This window comes from Trichocoleus sp. ST-U2 (assembly GCF_039961875.1).
Lineage (GTDB): Bacteria > Cyanobacteriota > Cyanobacteriia > Cyanobacteriales > FACHB-T130 > FACHB-T130.
Genome location: NZ_JAMPJY010000007.1, coordinates 1 through 20,735 on the forward strand (window position 1 = coordinate 1; position 20,735 = coordinate 20,735).

Genomic DNA, 20,735 nt, shown 5'->3' on the forward strand with positions numbered 1-20,735 from the left:
TTATGAACTTCGGCTCAGTCAAAGGTAAGATGAGTAAAACTTATGACCGGCAGCTAGCAATCGCCTAATTTTAGACCCCATATTACCCCAGCGACGACTTTTGCAAGAGGTCTATTGCCGTTTTGTAGGGGCATGGCAATCAAAAAGCCCCTACGCGGTTTATAAATCCCCTGAGAGTTTGTATCGCCGGTACGGACAAGAAATTTGTTTTTCTTAGCTGTTGGGTACTATTACTCATCATTGACAGGGGATTTACAGCCAAGTACGGTAGAATGCTGACGAGCAAAGCACAGCTCAGTAAGTAGCAGTAAAGCCGCGACGAGAGCGTGCGGCTGTGTAGCCGGGGCAGGAGTGTGGTGGTGAAAATATCGCTTTTAGATAGGTTACGGCTGGGCGTAGCAGTTGGGACAGCAAAGACAGTGACGCGGCTGGTGCGCCTGCTGCGTTTGGGAGCTGCTAGTGTTTTACCGGGAGAAATTGCCGGACGCATTCAGCCGCAGCTGTTGTCCCTGCTGTCTGGTCAAGTAAAGCACGGTGTGATTTTCATTGCGGGGACGAATGGAAAGACAACGACATCGTTGCTGTTGCGGACAATGCTGGAACGTCAGGGATGGCGCGTTGTTCACAATGCAGCGGGTGCCAATCTCGTGAATGGATTAATCACGGCACTGCTAACCAACACCAATTTAATCGGACAGCTCAACGCTGACTATGCAATTTTAGAGGTAGATGAAAATATTCTGCCGAAGGTTTTGCCGCCGGTTCAGCCAAAATTGATTTTGTGTTTGAATTTATTTCGGGATCAGCTGGATCGGTACGGGGAAGTGGATATGATTAGCCAGCGTTGGCAGAAAGCGATCGCCCAATCCAAAGATACGGTAGCGATCTTAAATGGCGATGACCCCACCTTGTCTCATCTGGGTCAGCAGTTATCGCAACGAGTTTTATTCTTCGGTTTAAACGAACCTGAAGCTTATCTTGACGAAATTCCTCATGCAGTAGATTCTATATATTGTCCCCGGTGCGGACATTCTCTCGATTATCAGGGCGTCTACTTATCTCATCAGGGCGATTATCGGTGTCCTAGCTGTGGCTTTGAAAAAGGCCCCTTGGCAATCGATAGTCGCCAATGGCCTCAGATTCTGATTGGGATTTACAACAAATACAACACGCTGGCGGCTATTTTAGCGGCGCAAGAAATTGGCGTTGATACCGCAAATATCCTGGACACGATTAAAAACTTCCATGCAGCTTTTGGACGGGCTGAGGAATTAGAAGTCGCCGGGAAAAAGGTGCGGATTTTGCTATCAAAAAATCCCGTGGCGCTGAATGAAACCATCCGCGCAGTAAATCAGCAAAGAAGCCACGGCGGTTCTTCCACAACACTGATGGTACTAAACGATCGCACCCCAGACGGTACTGATGTCTCTTGGATTTGGGATGTAGACACCGAAAAATTGGTAGAACAGGGAGGAACGGTGGTAGTCAGCGGCGATCGCGTTTACGATATGGCGCTACGCCTGCAATACAGCCAAGCAGACGAGGAACATGGCTGCAAACTAATTGTGAAAGAAGATTTACAAGAAGCGATCGCCACTGCTTTAGAACACACCGCTACCGGCGAAACCCTGCACATTCTACCGACTTACTCAGCGATGCTAGAAGTCCGAGGTATTTTGACTGGACGAAAAATTCTGTAGATGTTAAACGCTCTCGGTACGCAGAAAGTAGCCTTCCTTTGCGTACCTCTGCGATTTCCTTGGCGCTACTTTGCGTTAAAAATCAAAAAATTTGACTGTCACCATGACCGAACAACTTGAACTCACAATTGGCTGGCTTTATCCGACGCTGATGAGTACCTACGGCGATCGCGGTAATGTCATCTGTTTACAACAACGTGCCCAATGGCGGGGGATCAAAGTCAACGTCATGCCCTTAGATCGGGACGCCCCGACCGAGCAATTTCACCAAGTCGATGTAATCGTGGGTGGCGGCGCACAAGACCGACAGCAGGAAATCGTCATGCGCGATTTGCGCCAAGGCAAAGCAGAAGCGATCGCTCAGAAAATCGAAGCCGGAACGCCTGGGGTATTTACTTGCGGATCGCCCCAACTGCTAGGACACTATTACGAACCCGCATTAGGGCAACGGATCGAGGGATTGGGTTTATTGGATTTTGTCAGCAAGCATCCGGGGCCAGATGCCCGTCGCTGTATTGGGAATGTCGTGTTTGAGATCACGGCGTCGCGATTGGCGGAGGATTTGCGAAAGATGTCGGAGGATGCGCCTTTGGTAATCGGCTTTGAAAATCACGGCGGACGCACTTATTTAGGTGAGGTGGAACCCTTGGGACGTGTGATTAGCGGTTATGGGAATAATGGGGAAGATGGGATGGAAGGAGCATTTTATCGGAATGCGATCGCGACCTACTCTCACGGTCCTCTTTTACCCAAAAATCCCTCGATTGCTGACTGGCTCATTCAAACTGCGCTTGCAGAAAAATATCAAACGCCAATTTCTTTAAAACCTTTGGATGATGTCTTGGCAATGCAGGGGCGAGAAGCGATGTTTAAAAAGTTGGGCGTCAAGATGCCAGCGGCTTCTGCACAGCGGGGATCGAAAAATTAGTACGGTTCTGACTTGAACTCGGAACCTCACCCCCAACCCCTCTCCGTCAACGGAGAGGGGCGAATATTGAACCCCTCCCGGTTCAACTCCGCAGCTCCAGACGAGATTGATGGCGTCTGGAGACGATTCTCCGATTCATCCGCATCGTCTGGATAAATGGGCGATCGCTGCCACCAATGCTAATGGTTTCACTGGCTTCGCGACGTGTGTCTGAAAGCCAGCTTTGACAGCCCGCGAGCGATCTTCTTCTCTGGCATACGCTGTCAGAGCCAAAGCTGGAATTCCCTTTTGTTGTGCATCCAGCGCCCTAACTTTGCGGATAAAAGTATAGCCGTCCTCGTTCGGCATATCGATGTCGCTCACCAGGACATCCGGACGCCAATCCGAAGCATCGTCAGTTAAGACTGCCATTGCCTCTTTTGCGGATGCAACTGCCATCACTTCGCCTCCGTAGTGTTGCAAGATAACCGTCAGCAACTCACGGGCATCGGCTTCATCATCTACTACCAGCACTCGCAATCCGTTGAGTCCTGGAGGACACTCTGAGAGTCCTTCGTTGTCCCTTGTCCAGAATCCCTGCTCGATATCCTTTGGCTCGATGAGGACAGCGAGGATCGGCAGCTTCACTGTAAAGGTTGCGCCTTTTCCTTCTCCCGGACTTTGGGCAAAGACCGTACCTCCGTGCAGTTCTATCAAGTGGCGGGCGACGGCTAACCCCAGTCCCAGTCCGCCGTATGACCGGGTGATGGAGCTATCAGCTTGACGGAAACGATCGAACACATAGGGGAGAAAGTCGGCAGCGATTCCCTGTCCGGTGTCGCTGACTTGAATCTCAACCCAAGAGTTGCTCCGCTCCAGCCGCACCTCGACTCGCCCCCGTTTGGGTGTAAACTTCACTGCATTCGACAGTAAATTCCATACAACTTGCTGCAAGCGGTCGGGATCGCCGCAGATTAGCCCTGCGGAGGAATCAAGAAAAGACTCCAATCGAATCGACTTGGCACTAGCCGCCGGTTGGATGGTCGCGATCGCAGCTTCAATGACGGAGGATAGCTCCAGCGGACGGACATAAAGGCGAAATTTCCCCTGAATAATCCGCGAAACATCCAGCAGATCCTCAATTAGCTGTGTTTGCAACCGAGCATTACGCTCAATTGTCTCCATTGCCCGCACAATAATCGCTTCGTCAAGCTTCCGAGTCCGAAGCAACTGAGTCCATCCCAGCATTGAGTTGAGGGGGGTGCGAAGCTCGTGAGAGAGGGTTGCTAAGAACTCATCCTTCAGGCGGTTGGTTTCTTCAGCTGCCATTCTCGCCTGTTGTTCGTAAACGAGCAGTTTTTCGCGCTCTTGTTCGGCTTGCTTGCGCTCGGTAATGTCTATACAAGAGCCGATATAACCGACAAAGCTCCCGCCTGGAGTCAGCCGGGGAACGCCTCGATCGAAAACCCAGCGATACTCGCCATCAAAGCGCCTCAGGCGGTATTCCATGTCAAAATTTTCGCGGGCATCAAAGGCAGTGCGGTATGTTTCTACACACTGCTGAAGATCGTCAGGATGGAGGCTTTGCGTCCAACCCATGCCGATTGATTCTTCTAAAGTCCTGCCAGTAAAGTCGAGCCAGCCTTTATTAAAATAATTACAAGTTTTGTCGCAATCGCACATCCACAACATCACGGGAGCCATATCTGCCATCAGGCGAAATCGTTGTTCGCTTTCCCGCAGCGACTCCTGCGATCGCTGGCGCTCGGTAATGTCGCGGTAAGCGATCGCGATACCCGCTACACTCTTCACATCTAGTAAATTATTGGCGATCGCTTCAAAATCTCGCCAAGAGCCATCGACTTTCTGGATGCGAAACTGTGCGGTAATTTTGCTAGTTGGAGAGTTGCTAGTTGGAGAATTCAGTGCAGCTGCTAATAGTTTCTCTCCTTGAGGGCGATCGCTCGGATGAACAATTTCAATTGCTTTTTTCGAGAGCCAATTTTCTGGTTCGTAGCCCAAAATCGATTGAATGGAGGCACTGGTGTAGCGAATTGTGCCATCAGCTGCAACAATCACAAGAATGTCAGAGGCATTCTGCGCTAAAGCCCGGAACCGCTCTTCGCTTTCCCGCAGTGCCTCTGCTCTGGCAAGCTCAATTTTCAGCCGTCGATCGAAGACAGAACCCAGCAGCGCTAGCGCTAGCACGATCGTCGTGGCAATTCCAATTTCAACTGCCAGCCAAGAATTGTCCATTATCAGCGACAACTCCATCCCGGAGGGATTGGTTGATTGATAGCTTACCGCTGCCATCCCGGTATAGTGCATCCCTGCGATCGCGCATCCCATGACAATCGCGCTGCCGATCTTTCGCAAGTTCCCGGTTAATGTCGCCGCTGTACGCAGATGAAAAGCTAACCACAAGGCGAGCCAGGAAGCACTAATGGCGATCGCCATCGAAACTGCTACCAGTCTAAGGTCATAGGTAACGGTCGCTTCTAACCGCATCCCCGCCATGCCTGTATAGTGCATCGCGGCAATGCCACAGCCCATGAAAATGCCACCTGCGAGTAATCTTCGCCAACCCATTTGTTCGCGGCTAACGATATACAAAGCTGCGCCGGATGCGATCGCTGCGACTCCCATCGAAACCAAGACGGTGGGGAAATCGTAAGCCATTGAGATTGGCAGGCAATAGGCGAGCATTCCGATAAAATGCATCGACCAAATGCCACTTCCCATCGCGATTGCACCTCCCGCTAGCCACAGCTTCCGCCCACGTCCTTGAGCCGCCGTGACTCGTCCCGCTAAATCCAGCGCCGTGTAGGAAGCGGCGATCGCGATCGCCATCGAAAGCACAACCAGACGTAAATCGTAGGTTGCTATCATCTCTTGGGCTGCATCATTGATTCCCTTCATCTCTATACTGAACGCTGAGATTGTGGTGGCAATCGCAATCTCTCACGATCGGATTGCCTGATTCAAGTGTTTAAATTTTATCGGAGCAGCGGTTGAAAACTGTTTAACCTTCAGGAATAGCCTGAGTATATCTTCCTATGAGTTAATCTTATGGAAATCGAGGAGAAGGAACAGAGAACGAGGTAGAATGCCCCTGCACCCCTACCCTTTTTACTTGTCCTTTTTCACCTGCCTTTTTTACTTCTGGCGTTCGCCATTTTTGCCAAACCGAGTTTCTTGTAACGTTGTGCCAATGCCTTGAATGATGCCGCGTCCAATTAAGCCAATGCCTCTGCCGATTACTTGCGTGAGGACGTAAACAACACCGCTACCTAGGAAGGCAACCGTTGAGCGCAGACGTGGCGCGATCGCATCTCTAGTTTCTAGCGCTAGCGTACAAGCGAGTTGGGCACCCCTGAGTTGCTGTAATTCATCAGTGCGGGGGGCATAAATAGAGATTTTTTTGATTCCAATGCCACCTAGCGCTAGCAGAAGATATCGGCTTTCAAAAATTGCGGTTGGCTCACCCACATATCTTTCTAAACGATATTTCCACGATAGATTGTTCCGAAATCGAGCAATTTCCCGCGATGAGATTAACCGTCTATCGTAAAAAATCTGCTTAATTGCTTCCACATCTGCGAAATAGTTCAGCAGGGGTTGGACAACGCTATTGGCAATTTGAATTAATAAATTCTCCAAGATAACTTCTGCTCGATCCCGCGCTTCCGGTGTCCCAAAAGAGTAGGAAACATTATCAATCATCAGCGAAGTTTGAAAAAGCAAATAGTTGATGATTTCGACAACCAGAGGAATTTTATCTAGAAAAGATTGTTGAATAATTGTTGCATCCTGTAACAAGGTATTGACAATATCCACTTCAAGATTTCCGACTTGAATCGTGCAATATTTGCCAAAAAAATCAGTGGTAGACGCTTGCCACAAATCCCGCAGAATCAGCGAGTGCTTCAGAGCGATCGCTTCCGGCTGTAGCTGGGAAAAGCGCAGTTCCTCTAAGACATCCTCGAATTTACGCAAGATCAGATAAAGCAATTCCCGTTTCTTTTCTTCCAGCAGAATATCAATTTCCAACGGAGAGCCAGTCAGATTTTTTAGCCCAAATTGAAGTTTATTTAAAGTAGCGTCTAGCAGGGGGCTAAGGATCGAGGATTCAGAAAGTGCTGAGGACTGAGTCGCGAGTGTTGAGTCTAACGAGGGATTATTTCTTCTCCTCGGTTCCGGGGTAGGGAGAGGAATCCCACTGCGGCGATCGCGACTTCCCGATCTAGGTGGGTTGAGGAGGTCATTCGGGCTTTCCTCAGGGGGGTCAGTAAAACCCGTCCCTGCCACCTGATTTCTTGCGCCTGTCGTCGCCACAGGTAACAGCTGATTGACCAGCCAACGGGCTGTCCGCAATTCTCGTCGCCGTCCCGTTAGGATGAACCAGTCTAGTGTCGAAAGATTGGGGTTTTGTACCTGGTTTGTCACCTGGGCGATCGCGGTATCGATTTGCCGTAGTCCCGACTGACGGATTTGCCAGAGCAAGGATGAACGACTTTGTATGACATCTGAGGCTTCTACAGGCGCGTCGTTTTGCGTCTGTACAAGTTCTGACCAGTAAACTTCCCCAACGGCTACCTGACGAAGCGCTGGCACCAGAACCGAGAGATCGGTGCCTTTGGGGCAATAGCCCTCGACGCCTAGGGTTCTGGCTGCTATCAGTTCCTCTGGCGTGAGTCGTTGGCTGAGAAGGAATATCGGTAATTTCGGGAATTGCGTCTTTAATTCCTGGCACAGCTGCAATCCGATCGATCCCCCCAAAGACAAGTTAGAGCGACCTAGGTTTAGTTCTAAAATCACCAGATTTGGAGCGTTGTCTGTACCAACTCCAGCTGCCAACGTCTGCAAAGCGTCAGCAACGCTATCCGCCTCGGCAACGACTTGTAGGTCGGGAAACGACGCCAAAGCGGTGCTAAGACCCAACCGAAAAATCGGGTCATCATCGATTAGCATCAACTTGAAGCGGCGAACAGTCCCAAGGGTATCCGCTACGCGATCGCTCATCAACAACCTCCTGCTTCACACCGCTTTCTCCCTGCTATAACAGATTACTCATTCCAGGGGCGATACGAACAAAGCGCGATCGCGTACCTTGGAAGCGAGGATAACGCCTCGCGCAGAAAAAGTCAGTTCGCCACGCTTGTACTTTCCCTTGTATTTTCCACAGAGCGCGATCGCTGCTATCTAACTATTCTTTTGTTTTTTGGGAAATTTATCTTAAATCATCCTATTTAATCTTCCCCTGTCTTTAGTTCACGCTAAAGAAAAAGTTGTAGATTTTAGAGCGGACAAGGCCCACAAAATGCGATTAGAGCAGGCATTGCTCCCCCTGCTACTACAGAAACATCATCATCTAGTTCCTGTATTGAAAATCGAGCCGCTATTTCTATAGTCAGATATTTAGCACTTAGAAGCTCTAACTATAGAATTATGCTCAGACTCGACATCTCCTATAAGCTAACGAAGACATACAAAAGCTGGAAATCATTCAAAGCAAGAAGATTTGGATGAACCAAAAATAGGAGGCTTTCTAAGCCACAAACGGTGCATTTATTAGCATCTTGTGTTTTTGAAAGAGGAACTGACGCTGATGACAGCAAAATTTTTTAAGTCAAGTATCAAATCCCTGAGCATTCTTTCTGCGGTTGCCTCGCTCCCGCTACTCTTGAACGGGATGAGTGCAAACGCTGCCGGGATCAGTGCTTCTCAGATCAACCCTGAGATCGAAGAAATGCCCATTGATATGCACGGTGGGAGCTATGAGCAGCCAACAAGACAAGCGCAGCTGATTCCCGATCCAACTGGGCGTAATGAAGGGCCAACTGTGCCCGCTGAAAACATAGCACCTGCAAAATTTAATCCCCTTGCCCGCTATTCTCCCTCACCCGCGCCGATGCTAAAAAGCGGTAGTCAGGGAGCAGTAGTGACAGAAGTTCAGACAGTATTAAAAGATCGAGGACTCTATAAAGGCGGAATTGATGGCGTATATGGGTCGCAAACGCGCTCAGCCGTCATCGCCTTCCAGCAGTCGAGAAACTTAAGCCCGGATGGGATCGTTGGCCCTCGGACTTGGGAAGCGATGATTGCAGCTTAAAGCAGATACAGAACGATGGGCACTCTCCAGCAGGAGCGTGCCAATAAAAGAGAAAATGCTGAAAAAGTCAAGCAGCGAAACAAACAAAGGCTGCATACGCAGCCTTTGTTTGTTTCGCTCCAGGATGAGAGGCTGGGGGGAATTATCCAAGCCTTGGGAAACTTTACTGTCCCTTCTCGGTGAGGGAGATCGACAGCGTCAATAATTCCCCTCTGGCTCACTATTCGTTTGAGATTCAGAGGAACTGTCTTCGATAGACTGCTGAAGTTCAGCTGCCTTTTGTCTTTCTATTAAAATGGCTTCTCGTTCAGATGCCCAACGAGCGATCGCTCCTTGCGCTTCTCGATACAGTGCCCGACCGTAGCGAATCCTAGAAGCCTTATTAATTGCCGCAGTGAGCCGCCCATTAGCCGCTAAAGCGTTCGCCTCGTTAAGAATCGGCGTATCTTCAGCGATTTGAATTTGCGTTACCCAATCGCTCAGCGATGCCTGTGCCTCAGAGTACAAAGCACGTCCAGGAGCGATTTTGGAGGCAGCTGCAACCGCCGCCTGGAGATTTCCCTGCTGAGCCAAACCTTTCGCTAAATCTAGGATCGGTCGGTCTTCCATCGTTTGGATAGCTTTAGTCCATTGGGCGATATAGGTTTGTGCCTCTATCCGCAAAGGCTGACCCAGCTTAATCCGGCTTCCCTCCTCAACCGCCGCCCTCAAACTTTCTAGAGTTCCCGGTGTTGCCAGCTGTTTGGATCGGGCAAGGGCGATTCGGTCTTGAATTTGTTGAATTTGCTTCCGCCAGTGGGCAATTTGAGTTTGGGCTTCGATGCGTCCAGGTCGTTTGGGCGCGATCGCTTGGGCTTGGCTAATCGCAAATTCAAATGCCAACGGTTGATCGAAGCTGGCTATTGTTTCGGCAAATTGCATTTGCAGCCGATCTTGTAAATTAGATTGCCAAAGCGCCTCGGTCACTCGTGCTTGCTGGCGAAGCGGACTTTTTGGGGAAATCTGACGCAGCGCCGCTTGCGCCTCTAGGAAGCTGAGGATTTTATTTTCCTGAGCAACTGCATAAGAACGACTCAGTTGAATCCAATCTTGAGCTTCCTTATAGACTGAAGTCTTCGGAGGAATCAGCTGGGCGGCGGTAATAGCACGGTCAAACTCTTCCTTCTCGAAATGCTCGGCAGTTATTTTTAGCAACTCCTGGCTCCAGAGATTGATTTCGGCTTTTGCCTTTGATTTGACATAGGTGTTGGGGTTCACCTTTCCTGCCAGGGCGATCGCTGGCGCGTATCCCTCAGGTGTCTTGGCTTCGGCAAATGTCTGCGCCTCTTCTAGCTGTTGCCAAGCTTTTTTTTCCTGACTCATCCGATCGATCAGTTTATCGAGTTGTTTTTGATCCCAGTAGCGGTTATCGAGACGAGACAAAGCCTGTATTTGCAAAGAAGCTTCAAACCACTTTTGTTCTTTTAAAGTTGCTAAGAATTTTTTGGTAATCTCCTGACCCTGCCGCCAATCCCCTTGCCATTGTTTCATTGCTGCTTGCACCTCTGGATACAGGGGGCTAGAGGAGGGAATTTGGCGGGCAATGGCGATCGCTCCCTTTAAATCTCCTTGGTCAATTCTCTGACGGGCGATCGCCAAGAGCGATCGCGACCAGTCTTCCATCAGCCGAGTCGCTTCTGGATACACCGGGTTATCGGGGGACAAGCTCTTGACGAACTTCATTGCCTCCACCAGCTGCTCTAACTTGCCCGACTGAGCCGCCTGCTGGGCGCAAGTCAACCGATCCATTTCCGGAGCTAAAGGCGACATATTTTTACAGTTAACTTGGGGAGGAATCGTTGCCAGCAAGAAGAAAGCCGCGAGTGCTGTCCCACCCAACCCAAAGATAATACTTAGCCACAACAGCCACCACCGCGAAAATTTGTTTCGCCGTTTAAGCGGTGTCAGAGGTGGCTGCATCGCTGAGGCAGGGGCTTCAGTTTGCTCCGCATCCTCGTCCCGGAGCTTGGTGGCAGATGCGCTGGCATTCGAGACGACTCTAATTACCAGTTTGCGTCCCTGCCGTTGCCGCAATCGGTTTGCCGTGCGTACTTGAAATTCATGTAATTGTCTTTTCACTACCATCTCACTACCACTACCCTTGAGTCCTCGTTTTGCTGCTCCTGCTTGATGACATCGATCCGGAGCCGAATCGCCGTCAGCGTAAAGGGTCTAAAACTGATAATAAAAGCTTTAAGTTTGTAGGGGTAAAGCTTTTGTGAGTGAATTTAGAGATCGAGCTGATTTTTTGCACCCGTGCTTCGCTCTTACATAAGTTATCCTGAAATTCAACTCAATTAGGGATGATGAAAAACAGCTTCTACCCCATTCATCACGATTGGTCGGCACACCAGCCGCCTACACTCCCGATAACATGACTAATAAGTGGCATATTGAGTTATTTCCTAGAATTGAGGTGGGATGAGCCTTAGCATTCGGCATTGGCTGGCGGAACGCAACATTGAACTGGCAACCTTGAGGCACCCAGGCACTCAGATTGCCGGGATTGCCTTTCGCATTGTCCGGGATATGGAACTCAAGAGCCTGACACCTTTTGATATTAGTGTCTTAGCGGAAGTCTTAGAACTACCTTTGAGAGCAGCTTGGGAAGTGGCAGGCGTAGCTTCCCAACTTTGTGTGGGGTTGCTGCGTATCCTGAGTCAAAAAAAGCCCCTGAAGCGCAACGAAGGAACCTGGCTAACTTTCCAAGTTGCTTACCTGAACGCCTTACAAGGAATTTTAGAACAAGAATCTCAACTGAGAAGACCGTGGTTGTCTCGTGCAGGCGTCCCAGGCGAGTCAGAAGACTTGTACGGGCAGGTCTGGGATGCGCCCCTTTCCGATCCCCAGTTGCAAGCCTTACTGAAAACTTTGCGTCCCGGACGCCTCACCGATAGTCAGGCAGAACAAGCGCTGAGTATGGTGGGCGACTCCTTTCTCGTGCAGCAGATGAACAGTACCGGCATTGCCTGGTTGATCGCCAATGGTGCCGAGGAAACAGAAGCCAAGCTAATCGCCCAACGCCTGGTTCACGGACTCCCAGGATATTTACTTGCCGCGATCGCTGAAAATGCCCTGCCGCTGGCACAACTACAGAAATTTGTCCAGCTAGGGAATTTATCAACTTGGCAGGATACTCCTGGTGCGGGAAACCCGGAGCGGAAGCGTTCTGGGTTCTCCACCACTTTGAATTTTGAGCCAAATCAAAACTCAGACCCAAACACGCCACAATTTTCGCTGAACCTCGAACGAGAACGCTATCGAGCCAGCCTTCTACAATCTTTGAGCGAACCGTTACTGGCAGAACCTTTTGCCCTAAAGGATTTATACGTCCCCTTGAAGGGAGTGCTGCTCGAAGAAAGCTCCACCCGGTTAGAGACGAAAAATCCCAAGTCAGATCCGACCACGACACCGCTTGCCGCTAACGCCGTACCTGCGAAACCCGTGGATTTAATGGAGTGGGTCACGGCTCAGCTAAATGATACGACCAGCATTGCGGCGATCGAGAGTCTTCCGGGCACGGGCAAGACGAGTTTTTGCCAGATATTGGCATCAACCGTTGCTCAGGAGCTTTACCCTAGATGGATGCCAGCGTTTATCCGACTCAAGGACGCTACCTTGGGGCAAACTTTGGAGCAAACCCTGAACTCTGCCTTCCCTTGGGGCAGATTTACAGATGCAGATGGTTGGCTTTCACCGATGCATCCTCCTTGCTTGTTGATTCTGGATGGCTTGGATGAATTGCCCCGCTCAAGTCATGCAGGGCGTCATTACCATGCCTTCCTGAACCAGCTGATGCAGTTTCAAGGGGAAGCAATGGCGTCTTTTGAGGGCACGCCCCGCCACAAGATTATTCTGACCAGCCGGACAACTGGAAGAGAAGGAGAATATTTCGATCTTGCCTCTACTCTGATCCCTTTGCCCCACGATTTGCGGCGGCGGATTGCAATTCAGCCAATGGAACACGAGGAGTTCCGGGAGTGGTTCAAGCAGTGGTCGAAACTGCAATCGAAAGCGATCGCTCAAGGATATTTCGCCTTTGTCAAAGAAAGAGGCGGCTTTTCGACTCGTCCTGTTGGCACCCCAGGCGCTGCTAACGTACTCGCCGCCCTCGTCCGCAAGCCTTTGATGCTCTATCTACTGGGTATCTTGCATCGAGATGGACTGCTCAACGACACGATCTTTCACCTGACATTACCCCAAGCGAAGTTTGAAATTTACGACCGGATTTGCCGCTGGCTCTTGGCATACCCCGAAGCTGGCAGTGGTTCCATGCCTTTTGTGATTCGGGAAGGTCTGGCTCATGCTTACCGCAGCAATGATGCGATCGCTCATCTCCTGCAAAACCGACGCCCCCAAGACCTACGCCACCAGATGCAAGTGGCGGCACTGACCATTCTGCAAACAGGTCGCCATCAAGCCCCCCAATCCGCTGTAGAGGCGACCTTTACCAGAATGGTGACGGAGTCACAGAAACCGATAAACCCCCGCTTACAGCCGTCAGATGACACCCTGCCAGCCTTTTTCTTCCACACTCATCATTCAGCGATCGAGTTTTCTCACCGCAACCTTGGAGAATATCTCTGCGCTGAAGAAATTGCCACTCAGCTGCAAGCCCTCACCCTACCAGTCCAAGATACCTACGGTGAATTCACCTTTGCGATCCACTCGCCGATCAATGTAGCCCAGCATCTTTATCAATTACTGGGTTATGGCGTATTGTCAGTTGAAATCGAAGACATGGTAATTGAGCGACTGCGGCGGATTTTTGAGCGCAACCCGGCTCAGTTTAGCTTCAATGTTTTGTTTGAACGCCTCTATCGGTTTTACCGCACCTACTGTCGAGGTCGCTGGCTAGATGAAGGAATCGCCCACCAGTGTCATACCCAGTTGCAGGCGTTGCACAACCCCTTAAAAATCTTGCAAATCGATGCCGCCGTTGGGCTGAATGTCTTCTTGTTGCTCAGCGCGATCGCAAAGCAGATGCGCGAAGCACATCTCGGTCATCGGGCAACGCAGATTTCTTTCTGGCCTTGCGGCAACCCCGACCTGCCATCTGAATTTGACGCCGAAGCACTGCTGACTTTAATCGGTCGCACTGTTGTCCTATCTCCCACCGCCTTTTGGCAGAGGGCGCGGCACAGCCTCAGTCAATTACAGCTACGCTCTGCCTGTTTGAATCATGCTCTGTTAGCAGAGGCTAACCTCTGGCAAACTAATCTGTTAGCGGCTGAGCTAGCAGGAGCCAATTTAGCAGGTGCCAACCTCCAGCAAGCTAATTTGTCTTGGGCGAATCTCTCCGGTGCTGACTTATCAGGAGCCAATCTTGCTGGAGCAAGGCTTGAAGGGGCAAACTTAACCGGCGCTAACCTGCAAAGAACTAATCTTACGTTAGCGAACATCACTCATGCTTGTCTGTTTCAAGCCCAGTTAGATGACCAGAACCACTACTTTGCCCGGAAAAATGGTGCCCTATTTTCCTTGGAAGAGTTCCAGGCATACATTCAAAGATTACCCCGTCTCAAACAGGCTGGAAGCGCTCAGGACAAAGGCAGTGCAGATTCTGAACCTACAGTGTTTCTGATAGAAAGTGCCGAAGGAGAACCGATGTTGCCGGAAGAACCTATGGAGGATGAAGACGATGAAACGGTGATTGCAGAAACTTCTTCTACCCTAGGGGAACCCTTAGCATTCCAAGAAGCTCCGAAGGTAGATTCCCAATACGATGATGAGACGGCGCTAGTAGAAAACCCTCAACTAAGCAATTAGCTGTTGAGGGTGTTAAAAACTCTAGAACCGTATGAAGTATTCGTTAGGTTTCGCTAACGCCCAATTCCACTTACTAGCGCTAGTGGGTCTATTTGTAAATGTTAGGTAAAGGAAATTTGGAGCAGCGATTTAATCTCCAGTTTTCCCACCCTCAGTTAGCCCACTTAATCAAACTAGACAGCCTGCTACAAGCGTTTTTCACTAAACTTTAATCAGCCTGTAGTTACGCAAAATTTTCCGTCCCTACAAACGGTTTAAAAAATTATTGATATAGCAGCAATCGGTGTTAAAAAGTGGATTCTACCGTCTACTGATTACCCGTTCTCCGCTTGAGACCCAGATTCCGGTAATTTGTACCCGTAGAAGTTAATGCAATATTCACTAATCCGAACCCCTGTTTGTTGTTCAATTTCTTTAAGCAGGGTTTCAGGCAGTTCTACATAAACATCTAAAATCTGATTGGTATCCAGACAGTTTACGTGGCTGTGAGCGTCGCTGATATTGCCGTACAAACGACCATCCGCACGCTCAATACACTCAATAATGCCTTGAACCGATAGCGCTTCTAAATTTTGATACACGGATGTATGACCGATGTCCTTACCTTGGTGGTTCAAGCGGTCATAAATTTCTCGCGCCGACAGGTGTTCTTTCGCTTGCCACAGCAATTCCAGAATGAAGCGGCGTTGACGGCTCACGCGCATACCCAGCGCTTGACACCGATTTAAGGCATCCTCTAACGAGCGAATAGGTTTAACCGCTGCCGCTTCTTTTTGCATACTTTAGACTTTGACACGCTTGCCTGCTAATCCAAACTCATTTCCACTTTAACCTAGCTATTCTCGGAATGTCCACCGTCCCAATATTCTAGGACAGCACTATCGAGTGCAGCCGGTTAATTGATTCTATTGTTGCAGTAAATTTTCTTCTAGAAGCCGGGCGATCATGGCGGTTCTAGAAGTGACACCTAACTTGCCAAAAATCCGGCGTAAATAGGTAGCAACTGTCCAATGGGTAATGCCCAGCTGATTCCCAATACACTTGTTGGGAAGACCCAGTGCGACCAATCGGGCAATCCGCTGTTCTTGGGGGCTGAGGCTAATCCCGCGTTCTGACTTGGGGCGACAACGCACCAAATAATAGTGGGTTCCGTCAACATCAGATTCAAAGATTACTTCATCCACCGTCTGCTCAGATTTTTGAATCCCTTTGGATGGACTAACAGAATCAACTTGTTCTACAAGGTGCTTGAGCATTTCTTGGGGGATCATTGCCTCTCCTTGTTCTTTGGTTTTCATTTAACGATCAGAACTCGTAATTTCACGCAAAGTATCAGGAGTAGATGCCCGCTCTTTATCAAATCTTCACAAAGCCTTGTGGAAAATACTTACTTCCTGACATAGTGCTGCTACAGGAAAATTGAGATGGATTTCGGAGATGGATGAATCCCCCAGATTTTTTGCTGAATGCATCGTATCCGCTCTATGCTGAAAAACCTGGAAGCGAAGACTCAAGTTGCCTGTATTGTAAAGATTGCAAACCTGTACGCCGTATGGTTGCTGAAAGAATATAAGACTAAAGTGCGATTAAGTGAGATTAAGTGCGATCGCGCTGAGAGAATATCGCCAAACAAAATGTCTGTTAACGCAGTTATAACAGCGGGGATAACAAAAAGCTAACGACATCTTACAGCTAAAGCTCCTTTCTACCCTGGTCAAAAAGGGAAATGACGGTGGAAAAGCTATCAAAGGACATCAGGCGAATTGCCACTAGCCCGACACAAAGCGTGGGACAACTAATTTAGAGCCGGGACTGACGTGACGGAGCAAGGCTGCAACAATGTAGAGAGAAGCCAGCGCTAGCCAGCGCTATTGTCGGCATTCAAAGTGTGTCACCTTAACAATGGTTCAATGACGACAGCAATCGCGCTCAATTCTGACTTAATTCAAACTCTGGATCTGTCGCCGGTGCAGTCGGCGATCGAAAAGTTGCTCCAAGAGGGAGCGATCGCATCCTCGGAACAGCAACTGCGTTTTGAGATTGACTATCCCCGCGAACCGGAAGATCCACGAGAACTCTCCGAAATCCCAGAAGTCCGTCTATGGTTTATTCGCTTAGATGCCCAATATCCCTGGATGCCCTTTCTGCTGGATTGGAAATCCGGTGAACTCGCCCGCTACACTGCTATGCTCGTGCCACACCAGTTCAATCGGACAGAAGGGATTGAGTACAATCCCGAAGCCCTAGAGATTTTTGTGATGCAAAAAATCTTTGTCCTGACACAATGGATGAAGCAGATGGGAATCCCCAGTACCTCTCGTGTAAAGTCAATGGCTAAAATGCTGGGCTATGAGCTGGATGATGCCTTCTTTGAGTTAATCGGCTGATATAGCCGTCCTAAATGCTTCGTGAAAGCGAGATCCCCGACTTCTCTAAGAAGTCGGGGATCTAAACCACTGGTATCTCACAACTAACATGGGATTACTATTGCTATAGATACATAGATAGCAGATCAGCCTCCTAACTCCTCAGCCGTCTTTCACTCACTCCTCAGCCCTCAATCCTAAACTCCTAACTCCTCAGCCGTCTTTCACTCACTCCTCAGTCCTCAGCCCTCAGCCCTCAGTCCTCAGTCCTCAGTCCTAACTCCTAACTCCTCAGTCCTCAGTCCTAACTCCTTTTTAAAGATAGCCTTCCAGCGTTTCAGGTTAAAATCAATTGCGGAAGACTCTAAAACATTGGGAGAGGTTCCGTTGCCTACACTTGGCGTCAATATCGATCACATTGCCACCATTCGGCAGGCACGACGGACAGTAGAACCAGATCCGGTGGCAGCAGCGGTGCTGGCAGAACTTGCCGGTGCCGATGGGATCACGGTGCATCTGCGGGAAGACCGGCGGCATATTCAAGACCGAGATGTGCGATTACTGCGGCAGACAGTGCGGACTCATTTAAATTTGGAGATGGCACCCACCGAAGAAATGGTCGCGATCGCTCTCGACATCAAACCCGATTACGTCACTCTCGTGCCCGAAAAACGCGAAGAAGTGACGACAGAAGGCGGATTGGATATTTCCAGTCAAATCGACCGAATTGGGGAAATGGTGACAAAGTTGCAAGACGCCGGAATCCCCGTCAGCTTGTTCATCGACGCCGATCCCGGTCAGATTATGGCAGCTGCGATTATTAAGGCGAAGTTCATTGAACTGCACACGGGTTGCTATGCCGAAGCAGCAGATGAAACCAGTCGAGAGAAGGAATTAGCCGTGTTAGCCAAAGGATGCGAGCAAGCGCGTGCTGCTGGCATCCGGATCAACGCCGGTCACGGTCTTACCTACTGGAACGTTTACCCTGTTGCTTGCCTTGAAGGGATGGAAGAACTCAATATTGGTCATACCATTATTAGTCGAGCAGCTCTTGTCGGAATAGAACGAGCCGTTCGAGAGATGAAACAAGCAATGTTCGGTCATTGGTAACAACTGAAGTGTCATGAGTGATGAGTCTTCAGTCACTCGCTAATGACTCATCACCGATTGCTAACAACCCATTACCCATTAACAACCTATTAAGATGCAAAATTACTACTACGTTCTGGCTAGCCAACGCTTTTTACTTGAAGAAGAACCCTTGGATGAAGTCCTCAAAGAGCGTACCCGTAACTACCACGAACAAGAAAAAGAAATTGATTTTTGGCTAGTCAAGCAACCGGCATTTTTAGAGGCACCGGAAATGGCAGCAATTAAGGCTCAGTGCCCTCAACCTGCTGTGGCAGTCATTTCTACGAATTCCCAATTTATTACCTGGTTAAAGCTGCGGTTAGAGTTTGTGCTGAGCGGGGAATTTCAGGCACCTTCCCAAAGTATCCCTAATCCACTTGCTTCCCTCGCATCCGTTTCCTGAGAAGGCAAAAGTAAACAGTTAAAAATTAAGGAAAAAAGCAAAAAGGAAAAACTGAAAACATGAAAAAAATCTTTCTTTTGCCTTTTGCCTTTTTTCTTTTGCCGGGTGCAGTTGCTTCTGCTCAATCGTCGCCTCCCACTTGCCAGCCGCCTCCCCAAGGCGAGTATTTGGTATTAGTGGGAAGCCAAACGAGGGAAAGTCAAGAGCAAATTCAACGAACATTGCCTAACAACACAAGTACGTCAACTTGTAAATATCTTGAAGATACGATGACGCGGATTGGTGGCTTCAGGAGCGTGGAAGATGCCAACGGTTGGGCACGTTATCTGAATGAGATTGTTGGGCTATCGGCTTTCGTTCTCCGACCTCCAGAGGCACCGGCAAATCCAAATGCACCCACCTATAAACCGCAGGCACTCGGTGCTGGTTATGCGGTGTTGGTGGATTATTCAAGCAAACCGGAAGTAGCGGCTCAAGTACGGCAGATGTTGGGTCGCGATGTTGGCTTGGTTTCCTATGTCCAACGTCCTTATTTACTGGCGGTTTACACAACCAATTCAAATGAGGCAAATTCGGCTTTAAGAAGATTGAGCGATCGCGGTTTTTTGGTGATGCTAGTCGATAGCCGCCGAGTGACACTGCTCAGGTCATCAGTGGTGAGTAAATAGCCAATCGTTGCGATCGGTCATTAGTCCTGGTCACTCGCTAATCACTAATGACCAATCGCTAATACGCTGGCCCTGCTAAGCAGGAGACAGCGATGCCGAGTGCTGAACCCACAATCACCTGAAACGGTGTATGTCCCAGTAACTCCTTGAGACGGTCTTCGTTAAACTTGTGATGTTCTTGAAATAGCTCATCGATAATTTGGTTCAGGATGCGAGCTTGCTTACCCGCAGCCTGACGGACGCCCGCGGCATCGTACATGACGATAACGGCAAAAATGGTGGCTAGCGCAAATTCAATACTGTCCCATCCCACCGTTTGTCCAATGCCGGTTGCCAGCGCTGTTACCAATGCTGAATGAGCGCTTGGCATCCCGCCAGTGGTAACTAAGACGCGCACATTCACCTTGCCATGTTGGGCTAAGTCGATGATCAGCTTGGATGCTTGAGCAATTAAACAAGCTACGGTCGCAACCAGTAGCACATGGTTTTCTAGGATGTGGGCAAATTCCTGCATTTTGTTTTGCGTTGGGTAAAAGCGAGCAGCATGGTTCGTATGAGCGTTAAGGAGTGAGGGGTCGAGAACTCAGGATGAAATAAACGGATCATCCTGCTTATTTTCTAGTGAGTGCGAGTAGTAATGAAATCTGCGATCGCAATCAGGGGATTGGCTTTTTCTCCAAAGGTTGCCAATTCTCCTTTGGCGGCGTCAATCAGTTGCTGAGCCTTAACTTTTGATTCCTCAAGTCCCCAAAGTCGCGGGTAAGTTGCCTTTTGGGCTTGAATGTCCTTCCCAGCAGTTTTCCCCAACTCCTCCTGAGTCGCCGTGATATCCAAAATGTCATCCACAATCTGAAACGCCAACCCAATATTTTGGGCGTAGCGAGACATCCGTTGCAAGGTTTCCATTTCTGCTCCCGCTAAAATCGCGCCGCAGACCACACAAGCTTCTAGGAGCGCCCCTGTTTTGTGGGTATGAATGAAAGTGAGCGTTTCTTCCTGAATATCCGGTTTTCCTTCAGATTCCAAGTCAACGACTTGACCGCCCACCAATCCCGCAGCACCAACCGCTTTGGCTAACTGAGCAATCACCTGCAACACTCGCGCTGCCGGTACATTCTGGGTATTTGAGGCAATGAACTCAAAGGCGTATGTCAGTAGACCATCCCCCGCCAGAATGGCAATATCTTCACCATAAACCTTATGGTTGGTCAATTTGCCCCGCCGGTAGTCGTCGTTATCCATCGCCGGTAAGTCATCGTGAATCAAGGACATGGTATGAACCATCTCCAAGGCGCAAGCAGTGGGCATCGCCATTTCTAGGGTGCCTCCAGCCAGTTCGCAGCTGGCAAGGCAAAGAATCGGACGCAGGCGCTTGCCTCCAGCCAAAAGCGAGTAGCGCATCGCCTCATAAATTTTCTCTGGATACGTGACTGGGAGGGAACTATCCAGAGCTGCTTCTACCAGAGCCTGTTGTTGAGTCAGGTAGGTTGAAAGGTCAAAGGTCGCTGATTCACCTTTGGGAGCATGAAGGTCATCTGTCGCTAACATCCCGTGATTCCTTGTAGCACAGTCGTTTCCGTAACAATTTTACGGGGCTTTGGGTCACAAAAAGTTACGAATTATGAGCGATCGGTGTTAAG

15 protein-coding genes are annotated in these 20,735 nt (G+C 49.5%); 8 read left to right on the plus strand and 7 right to left on the minus strand.

Translation table 11 applies throughout. The features are described from left to right. The first annotated feature begins 359 nt into the window (after positions 1-359). Both NC996_RS06250 and NC996_RS06255 read left to right on the plus strand, forming a co-directional pair. Entirely contained in the window at positions 360-1,700 is a 1,341-nt protein-coding gene (locus NC996_RS06250) for a MurT ligase domain-containing protein (RefSeq protein WP_190689364.1), read from the plus strand. A gap of 103 nt (positions 1,701-1,803) precedes the next feature. Further along, entirely contained in the window at positions 1,804-2,628 is an 825-nt protein-coding gene (locus NC996_RS06255; protein ID WP_190689367.1) for a type 1 glutamine amidotransferase, read from the plus strand. 135 nt (positions 2,629-2,763) lie between these two features. On the opposite strand, the gene NC996_RS06260 is transcribed toward NC996_RS06255, so the two are convergent. Together NC996_RS06260 and NC996_RS06265 are read right to left on the minus strand one after the other, a co-directional pair. After that, positions 2,764-5,526 carry an MHYT domain-containing protein gene (locus NC996_RS06260; RefSeq protein ID WP_190689370.1) on the minus strand — a complete coding sequence of 921 codons (2,763 nt, stop codon included), beginning with the start codon at positions 5,524-5,526 and terminating at the stop codon, positions 2,764-2,766. A 237-nt stretch (positions 5,527-5,763) separates the two neighbouring features. Continuing rightward, positions 5,764-7,629 carry a DUF3685 domain-containing protein gene (locus NC996_RS06265; RefSeq protein ID WP_190689373.1) on the minus strand — a complete coding sequence of 622 codons (1,866 nt, stop codon included), beginning with the start codon at positions 7,627-7,629 and terminating at the stop codon, positions 5,764-5,766. 586 nt (positions 7,630-8,215) lie between these two features. On the opposite strand from NC996_RS06265, the gene NC996_RS06270 reads away from it, so the two are divergent. Beyond that, positions 8,216-8,719 carry a peptidoglycan-binding domain-containing protein gene (locus NC996_RS06270; RefSeq protein WP_199303323.1) on the plus strand — a complete coding sequence of 168 codons (504 nt, stop codon included), beginning with the start codon at positions 8,216-8,218 and terminating at the stop codon, positions 8,717-8,719. A gap of 198 nt (positions 8,720-8,917) precedes the next feature. Here the strand turns inward: NC996_RS06270 and NC996_RS06275 are convergent, their stop codons facing one another. Beyond that, the gene (locus tag NC996_RS06275; RefSeq protein ID WP_190689380.1) at positions 8,918-10,843 is read right to left on the minus strand and encodes a hypothetical protein; all 1,926 of its coding nucleotides are present in this window, start codon (positions 10,841-10,843) and stop codon (positions 8,918-8,920) included. Positions 10,844-11,179: 336 nt separating this feature from the next. Between NC996_RS06275 and NC996_RS06280 the strand changes: the two genes are divergently transcribed. Next, positions 11,180-14,527, plus strand: coding sequence for a pentapeptide repeat-containing protein (locus NC996_RS06280; protein ID WP_190689383.1), 3,348 nt, complete (start codon positions 11,180-11,182; stop codon positions 14,525-14,527). Positions 14,528-14,841: 314 nt separating this feature from the next. On the opposite strand, the gene NC996_RS06285 is transcribed toward NC996_RS06280, so the two are convergent. Both NC996_RS06285 and NC996_RS06290 read right to left on the minus strand, forming a co-directional pair. Continuing rightward, a complete protein-coding gene (locus NC996_RS06285) occupies positions 14,842-15,306 on the minus strand; it encodes a Fur family transcriptional regulator (protein WP_190411365.1) in 465 nt (154 codons plus the stop codon). Positions 15,307-15,432: 126 nt separating this feature from the next. After that, a complete protein-coding gene (locus NC996_RS06290; RefSeq protein WP_242037694.1) occupies positions 15,433-15,825 on the minus strand; it encodes a LuxR C-terminal-related transcriptional regulator in 393 nt (130 codons plus the stop codon). Between the two features lie 612 nt (positions 15,826-16,437). Here NC996_RS06290 and NC996_RS06295 point away from each other — a divergent pair. The 4 genes from NC996_RS06295 (at position 16,438) to NC996_RS06310 (ending at position 19,095) form a co-directional block, all read left to right on the plus strand. Then, complete coding sequence (locus tag NC996_RS06295) at positions 16,438-16,914, plus strand: CRR6 family NdhI maturation factor (protein ID WP_190411366.1); 477 nt, start codon at positions 16,438-16,440, stop codon at positions 16,912-16,914. A 366-nt stretch (positions 16,915-17,280) separates the two neighbouring features. Beyond that, complete coding sequence (locus tag NC996_RS06300; protein ID WP_190689387.1) at positions 17,281-18,003, plus strand: pyridoxine 5'-phosphate synthase; 723 nt, start codon at positions 17,281-17,283, stop codon at positions 18,001-18,003. A gap of 94 nt (positions 18,004-18,097) precedes the next feature. Beyond that, positions 18,098-18,427: an MgPME-cyclase complex family protein gene (locus NC996_RS06305; protein ID WP_190428918.1), complete on the plus strand. Its 330-nt coding sequence runs from the start codon at positions 18,098-18,100 to the stop codon at positions 18,425-18,427. A 59-nt stretch (positions 18,428-18,486) separates the two neighbouring features. Next, entirely contained in the window at positions 18,487-19,095 is a 609-nt protein-coding gene (locus NC996_RS06310) for a hypothetical protein (protein WP_190534830.1), read from the plus strand. A 58-nt stretch (positions 19,096-19,153) separates the two neighbouring features. Here the strand turns inward: NC996_RS06310 and NC996_RS06315 are convergent, their stop codons facing one another. Beyond that, positions 19,154-19,609 carry a divergent PAP2 family protein gene (locus NC996_RS06315; RefSeq protein ID WP_190428920.1) on the minus strand — a complete coding sequence of 152 codons (456 nt, stop codon included), beginning with the start codon at positions 19,607-19,609 and terminating at the stop codon, positions 19,154-19,156. A gap of 104 nt (positions 19,610-19,713) precedes the next feature. Further along, entirely contained in the window at positions 19,714-20,643 is a 930-nt protein-coding gene (gene crtE, locus NC996_RS06320) for a geranylgeranyl diphosphate synthase CrtE (protein WP_190411371.1), read from the minus strand. Positions 20,644-20,735: the final 92 nt, after the last annotated feature.

Coding starts and splice junctions, on each gene's coding strand:
- NC996_RS06255 (WP_190689367.1), top strand. CDS start 1,804: ATGACCGAACAACTTGAACTCACAATTGGCTGGCTTTATCCGACGCTG.
- NC996_RS06260 (WP_190689370.1), bottom strand. CDS start 5,526: ATGAAGGGAATCAATGATGCAGCCCAAGAGATGATAGCAACCTACGAT.
- NC996_RS06265 (WP_190689373.1), bottom strand. CDS start 7,629: ATGAGCGATCGCGTAGCGGATACCCTTGGGACTGTTCGCCGCTTCAAG.
- NC996_RS06270 (WP_199303323.1), top strand. CDS start 8,216: ATGACAGCAAAATTTTTTAAGTCAAGTATCAAATCCCTGAGCATTCTT.
- NC996_RS06275 (WP_190689380.1), bottom strand. CDS start 10,843: ATGGTAGTGAAAAGACAATTACATGAATTTCAAGTACGCACGGCAAAC.
- NC996_RS06280 (WP_190689383.1), top strand. CDS start 11,180: ATGAGCCTTAGCATTCGGCATTGGCTGGCGGAACGCAACATTGAACTG.
- NC996_RS06285 (WP_190411365.1), bottom strand. CDS start 15,306: ATGCAAAAAGAAGCGGCAGCGGTTAAACCTATTCGCTCGTTAGAGGAT.
- NC996_RS06290 (WP_242037694.1), bottom strand. CDS start 15,825: ATGAAAACCAAAGAACAAGGAGAGGCAATGATCCCCCAAGAAATGCTC.
- NC996_RS06295 (WP_190411366.1), top strand. CDS start 16,438: ATGACGACAGCAATCGCGCTCAATTCTGACTTAATTCAAACTCTGGAT.
- NC996_RS06305 (WP_190428918.1), top strand. CDS start 18,098: ATGCAAAATTACTACTACGTTCTGGCTAGCCAACGCTTTTTACTTGAA.
- NC996_RS06310 (WP_190534830.1), top strand. CDS start 18,487: ATGAAAAAAATCTTTCTTTTGCCTTTTGCCTTTTTTCTTTTGCCGGGT.
- NC996_RS06315 (WP_190428920.1), bottom strand. CDS start 19,609: ATGCAGGAATTTGCCCACATCCTAGAAAACCATGTGCTACTGGTTGCG.
- crtE (WP_190411371.1), bottom strand. CDS start 20,643: ATGTTAGCGACAGATGACCTTCATGCTCCCAAAGGTGAATCAGCGACC.